At 54.1% G+C, this 5,747-nt stretch carries 6 protein-coding genes and 1 pseudogene; all 7 read left to right on the top strand.

The window, feature by feature from the left end; translation table 11 throughout:
* Window positions 1-99 precede the first annotated feature (99 nt).
* Entirely contained in the window at window positions 100-903 is an 804-nt protein-coding gene (locus CSZ94_RS26790) for a COG4705 family protein (protein ID WP_258001231.1), read from the top strand.
* 28 nt (window positions 904-931) lie between these two features.
* Entirely contained in the window at window positions 932-1,384 is a 453-nt protein-coding gene (locus CSZ94_RS26785; protein ID WP_102124284.1) for a hypothetical protein, read from the top strand.
* A gap of 19 nt (window positions 1,385-1,403) precedes the next feature.
* Window positions 1,404-2,162 carry a COG4705 family protein gene (locus CSZ94_RS26780; RefSeq protein ID WP_102124283.1) on the top strand — a complete coding sequence of 253 codons (759 nt, stop codon included), beginning with the start codon at window positions 1,404-1,406 and terminating at the stop codon, window positions 2,160-2,162.
* A gap of 25 nt (window positions 2,163-2,187) precedes the next feature.
* Entirely contained in the window at window positions 2,188-2,853 is a 666-nt protein-coding gene (locus tag CSZ94_RS26775) for a response regulator (protein WP_102124282.1), read from the top strand.
* Window positions 2,829-4,190, top strand: coding sequence for an ATP-binding protein (locus CSZ94_RS26770; protein ID WP_102124281.1), 1,362 nt, complete (start codon window positions 2,829-2,831; stop codon window positions 4,188-4,190). The genes CSZ94_RS26775 and CSZ94_RS26770 overlap by 25 nt, the downstream gene beginning before the upstream one ends.
* 8 nt (window positions 4,191-4,198) lie before the next feature.
* Window positions 4,199-4,633, top strand: a complete 435-nt coding sequence (locus CSZ94_RS26765) for an EamA family transporter (RefSeq protein WP_102124280.1) — start codon at window positions 4,199-4,201, stop codon at window positions 4,631-4,633.
* A 59-nt stretch (window positions 4,634-4,692) separates the two neighbouring features.
* Window positions 4,693-5,622 (top strand): annotated as a pseudogene (locus CSZ94_RS26760) (transposase); the annotation flags it as partial.
* Window positions 5,623-5,747 lie beyond the last annotated feature (125 nt).

The following is a 5,747-nucleotide window of genomic DNA, read 5'->3' as shown; positions in this document are numbered from 1 at the left end:
AACATTTCCATGGTGATCACCTTGTATATCTCCCGCCTAATAATTAGGCAGGAGCAGTAGAACACCTGGGTCAATTTTGGGTCGGCACAACAGCTATAGGTGGGTCAGTTTTCGGTCGGCGCCAACACACTGCCCATACCTTCCGCATCCACCTGGCTCAATAAGGTCCCAGAAGTGACTCTCTCGTTCTGGGTCATCAAGATCATGTCCACGACGGTCGGAGAAATAGGAGCCGACTTTCTGGCTGTCAATGCAGGCTTCGGCCAAGGGATAACTCGCACAGTAATGGGCGCGCTGTTGGCTGTTGCCCTAGTCATGCAGCTGCGCACGTGGCGCCACATTCCCTGGATTTACTGGCTTACGGTCGTGCTGGTCAGCGTGGTCGGCACTCAGATTACTGACCTACTAACCGATGGGCTAGGCGTTAGCCTATATGTCAGCACGTCGACATTTGCCGTGGCGCTTGCGGGGATTTTTGCAGTTTGGTTTTGGGTGGAGCGCAGCTTGTCCATACATGAGATTTTCACGCGACGTAGGGAGTTGTTTTACTGGTCGGCCATTCTCTGCACATTTGCATTGGGTACTGCGGCAGGTGACTTGGCGACCGAAGCGCTTGGCCTGGGCTTCACTTGGGGAGCCGTGTCATTCGGCACACTGATTGCTTTAACCTATGCAGCATTCCGCTTAGGCGGTAGCGCCGTGCTGACTTTTTGGATTGGCTACATCCTGACTCGCCCTTTCGGTGCAGCGCTTGGTGACCTGCTGACCCAGGCCAAAACTTACGGCGGCCTTGGCATGGGTGCCATGTGGACTAGTGCTCTATTTCTGACCGTGATCGTGATGCTGGTGGCCCTTGCGCAGTTCAGCGTTGGCAATCGCATAAATGCACAAGCCGTCGAATAAACTCTATCTAATAACTCAAGGAAAAATCATGCGCCATTTGCATTCGATGACTCACTCCGTTGCCACTCTATCGGCCATCGCCCTCTTGGCCCTTGCTGCTGGCTGCTCAAAGTCCACCAACACCGGTACGGCAGGCTCCACTTCATTAGCAACAAGTCAGACTACTTCTTCGCCGCCGGCAAAGACTGCATCCAAGCTGGGGGACCTATCTGCGTTTCGAAGCATTGCAGCAGAGGTTGCGACCCTCGTAGATAAAGGCGATCTGCCAGGTGCTAAAACGCGGATCAAGGAGTTAGAAGTTGCATGGGACTCGGCGGAAGCAGGCTTGAAGCCACGTGCAGCGGCTGACTGGCATTTGCTCGACAAGTCCATTGACCGAGCCCTTAGCGCCCTACGTGCTGATGTGCCCAGTCAAATTGACTGCAAAAAGGCTTTAGCTGACCTGTTGACCATTTTTGATTCCCGCCAAGCCAAGCCCTAACTAGCAAACAGGAATTGAGATGAATATTTCAACAGAAAAAGCACTAGGCAAAGTCCCAGAAGTGACGCTCGCTTTCTGGATCATCAAGATTGCAGCCACCACGCTCGGCGAAACAGGTGGTGACGCTGTTTCGATGTCGATGAATTTGGGCTACTTGATTGGTACGGCTATTTTCTCAGCCGTATTTCTGGCGGCGGTCTTTGCGCAAATTAAGGCCAAGACCTTTCAGCCCTTTCTTTACTGGACCACTATCATTGCAACCACCACAGTCGGCACGACGCTGGCTGATTTTGCAGACCGATCCCTCGGTATTGGGTATGCTGGTGGCTCCACCTTGCTTATAGCTTTATTGTTCGGTTCCCTGTTTATATGGCATCGAACGCTAGGCTCAGTTTCGGTCAGCACGGTCAGCTCGCCGAAGGCCGAGATGTTCTATTGGGTAACGATCATGTTTTCTCAAACCCTGGGAACGGCACTGGGCGATTGGACAGCGGATTCGGCAGGCTTGGGCTACACCGGCGCCGCCATAGTGTTCAGCGCGTTGTTGGCCCTAGTCGTTGCAGCTTACTATTGGACAAATGTGTCGCGGACCCTGCTTTTTTGGGCAGCATTCATTTTGACCCGCCCTCTCGGAGCCGTAGTGGGGGATTTTTTGGATAAGCCGCTCAGTGCAGGCGGTCTGGCCCTGAGTCGTTACTCAGCATCAGCAGCACTATTCGCCTTCATTTTGACTAGCATTTTGCTATTCAAGCAAAGGGCTGCCAGAACGGCGCATTGAATTATCGGTATCAGTAGGAGAAATAATGCGAGTATTGCTGGTCGAAGACGACACCATGATTGGCGAAGCTATCCAAGGGGCGCTGAAAGACGCCTCTTATGCGGCAGACTGGGTAAAAAACGGTCAAACTGCGCTCACGACACTGAGTTGCCAGCACTATGACCTGGTGCTTCTCGACCTTGGACTGCCTGGCAAAGATGGGCTGGAGGTGCTGACCAACATCCGCGCCAAGGACAACCCAGTTCCACTGCTCATCATCACCGCCCGTGACGGCCTTGATGATCGACTGCGCGGTTTGGATGGCGGGGCCGATGACTATGTGCTCAAGCCCTTTGAAATGGCAGAACTACTAGCCCGCATGCGCGCCGTGCTACGACGCAAAGGAGGAAGCGCAACACCTCTGCTCAGCAACGGTGTTGTCTCGCTCGATCCGGCCACGCGAGAGGCCGCAGTCACCGATAGTGCACCTGTGCAACTATCTAACCGTGAGTTCTCCTTGTTGCAAGCCTTGCTGGCACGTCCCGGTGCAATTCTTTCCCGCAGTGATCTGGAAGACCGTATCTACGGATGGGGTGACGAGGTGGAAAGCAACGCCGTCGAATTCCTGATTCATGCACTGCGGCGCAAACTGGGTGGCGAAATCATCAAAAATGTCAGGGGGGTTGGATGGATGGTTTCAAAAAACGTCTGAACGAGTCGGTTCAGTTCAAGCTGTCCTTTTCGCTGTCGCTGGCCATTTTGGCTATTGCGGTGGTGGCGGGCATCTTTTCCTTCGTTTCCGCATTCGACGAAGCTCACGAGCTACAAGACGACATGCTGCGCCAAGTTGCGGCGCTGTTTGATCGGCAACACCTTCCGCTTGCACATCTTGGAGACGATGGCCGCGCCAAAGACAGCGATGAAGAGTCCCGCGTCATCGTCCAATATCTTGCTGATGGCAGCAAGGCGGCCGGGAAAGGAGATACGGGAGCACCGCTGCCGCTACCGATCACCCTATCCGATGGTCTGCATGCGCTAGAAGTCAACGGCGAGCCGTTCCGTGTGCTGGTCAAAACTACGTCCAGTGGCGAGCGGATCGCTGTGGCGCAAGAAACCGGCGTTCGCGATGAAATTGCACGTGACAGCGCCTTGCGCACCTTGATGCCGTTTCTTATCTTGGTTCCCATCCTGCTTTTGATCGTGGCTGACCTTGTGCGCAAGATGTTCCGGCCCATTGCTTCTTTGTCGGCAGAAATCGACCAACGCGCCGAACAGGAGTTGCACCCAATCGAAGAAAAGCATCTTCCTGCTGAAGTGCGCCCGTTTGTGGTGGCGATCAACCGTCTACTTGCCCGCGTTGAGCAATCAATGGAAAGCCAGCGCCGGTTTGTCGCGGATGCGGCGCATGAGCTTCGGTCCCCGTTGACAGCCTTGTCGCTGCAAGCGGAGCGACTGGCTCAGGCGGAAATGTCTGACATCGCGCGTGAACGTCTCATTGCACTGCGCCGAGGCATAGAGCGCGGACGGAATCTACAGGATCAGCTTCTCACCTTGGCCAAAGCTCAGGCTGCGCTCGACCGACCCAAGTCGTCTGTATCGGTGCAGCACGTCTATCGCCGGGTCCTGGAAGACCTCATCCCTCTGGCCGAGGACAAGCACATTGACATTGGAGTGGAAGGAGAGCAAGACGCCCAACTCTGGGTGAACGAACTGGATGTAATTGCCGTAGTCAAGAATCTGGTCGATAACGCAATTCGCTATACGCCGGATGGTGGCAGGGTTGATCTTTCTGTCACCTCGGAGGAAGGCCGTGCAATACTGAGAATCCAAGACTCGGGGCCAGGTATTCAAGTCGTCGAGCGGGAACGGGTGTTTGACCCGTTCTATCGCACTCTTGGGAGCGATCAAGTCGGGTCAGGCCTGGGCCTTTCCATCGTCAAGGCAGTCGCGGACCGGATTGGCGCTGAGATTCAAATGGGATTCTCAGACGAAGAGACGCATTCCGGCCTGTGTGTCTGTGTGCTCGTGCCGCTGGCTAAACCACTTTAAGGAAATGTATGGCAACATCAACCGGCTGGTTCTATTGGGCAATTCTGTCCGCCGTTTTTGCGGCACTGACAGCCATTTTTGCCAAAATTGGCATTCAGGGCGTCGATTCCGATCTGGCCACCTTGATCCGAACGGCAATCATCATTGTCGTACTGTCGGTGTTCGTAGCTTACACGGGTAAGTGGTCCAACCCCTTCGAGCTTTCATCAAAGACCTGGTTGTTCCTTGGGTTGTCCGGCCTGGCCACTGGCGCGTCTTGGGTATGTTATTTCCGGGCACTCAAGATAGGAGAGGCCTCCAAGGTCGCGCCGGTAGACAAGCTTAGCCTCGTTCTGGTGGCTGTGTTCGCGTTCGCATTCCTAGGAGAACGGCTATCGGTCCGGGAGTGGTCGGGCATTTCGCTGGTCGCTGGTGGCGTTCTCTTGCTCGCCTTTAAGCGTTGACATGTCCGATTGAGCTATGCTGCTGTCGCACACCAAAATCACTGAACTCTTGACGGACGCCCACCCAGACTGCCCGTTCAGTCAAAGATCTAAGCCGTAAACAGGTGGCTTGGCTCAATTTGCACCACATTACAGAAGAGCGCTTGGAAAAGGCCATCGTCCAGGTCATCAATGCATACAACAAATTCCTGCTACCGAAGTACTGGGGCTCGGGCAAGAGCGCGTCGGCAGACGGAACTAAGTGGAACATGTACGAGCAGAACCTGCTGTCCGAATACCACATCCGTTATGGCGGCTATGGCGGCATTGGGTACTACCACGTCTCAGACATGTATATCGCATTGTTCAGCCATTTCATCCCGTGCGGCGTGTACGAGGCGATTTACATCCTGGATGGACTGATCAAGAACGAGTCGGACATTCAGCCAGATACCTTGCACGGTGACACCCATGCGCAAAGCGCTCCCGTGTTTGGCCTGGCCTACCCGCTGGGGATCAATCTGATGCCCCGCATCCGGAATCTGAAAAGCCTGGTATTTTACAAGCCAGATCGGGGTGCACGTTACGAAAATATCAACGGTCTGTTCGGCGAGTCGATTAACTGGAAGCTGATCGAAACCCATTTACCGGACATGCTTCGCATCGCGTTGTCAATCAAGGCCGGCAAGATCACGCCGTCGACAATCCTGCGCAGACTTGGCACGTCAAGCCGCAAGAACAAATTGTATTTTGCCTTCCGTGAACTTGGCAGGGTTGTGCGAACCGAGTTTCTTTTGAAATATATCGGTGACGTGGAACTACGAAAAACCGTCAACGCGGCGACCAACAAGAGCGAGGAGTTCAACCAATTTATCAAGTGGCTGTTTTTTGGCAATCAGGGCATCATCGCGGAAAACGTGCGACATGAACAGCGCAAAGTGGTGAAATACAATCAACTGGTCGCGAATCTGGCAATTCTTCATAATGTTGAGGCCATGACTGGCGCCTTAAAGTGGATCCATTAGTCAAGACACTTTGCCGACTAATTTAAGCTGTGCCCGTTTCCACTGCTTCAGCTGCGCGGCGCTGACCCGTATTGCTCTTTCCCTGTGACTTCTTCTCGTCGTCACCAAAC

Origin of the sequence: Janthinobacterium sp. ROICE36, from assembly GCF_002869965.1 — a bacterium.
In the GTDB taxonomy this organism is placed as follows: domain Bacteria; phylum Pseudomonadota; class Gammaproteobacteria; order Burkholderiales; family Burkholderiaceae_D; genus Janthinobacterium.
The sequence above is the reverse complement of the archived record's forward strand: the minus strand, read 5'-3'. Positions and strand labels throughout refer to the sequence as shown.

Coding starts and splice junctions, on each gene's coding strand:
- CSZ94_RS26780 (WP_102124283.1), top strand. CDS start 1,404: ATGAATATTTCAACAGAAAAAGCACTAGGCAAAGTCCCAGAAGTGACG.
- CSZ94_RS26775 (WP_102124282.1), top strand. CDS start 2,188: ATGCGAGTATTGCTGGTCGAAGACGACACCATGATTGGCGAAGCTATC.
- CSZ94_RS26785 (WP_102124284.1), top strand. CDS start 932: ATGCGCCATTTGCATTCGATGACTCACTCCGTTGCCACTCTATCGGCC.
- CSZ94_RS26770 (WP_102124281.1), top strand. CDS start 2,829: ATGGATGGTTTCAAAAAACGTCTGAACGAGTCGGTTCAGTTCAAGCTG.
- CSZ94_RS26765 (WP_102124280.1), top strand. CDS start 4,199: ATGGCAACATCAACCGGCTGGTTCTATTGGGCAATTCTGTCCGCCGTT.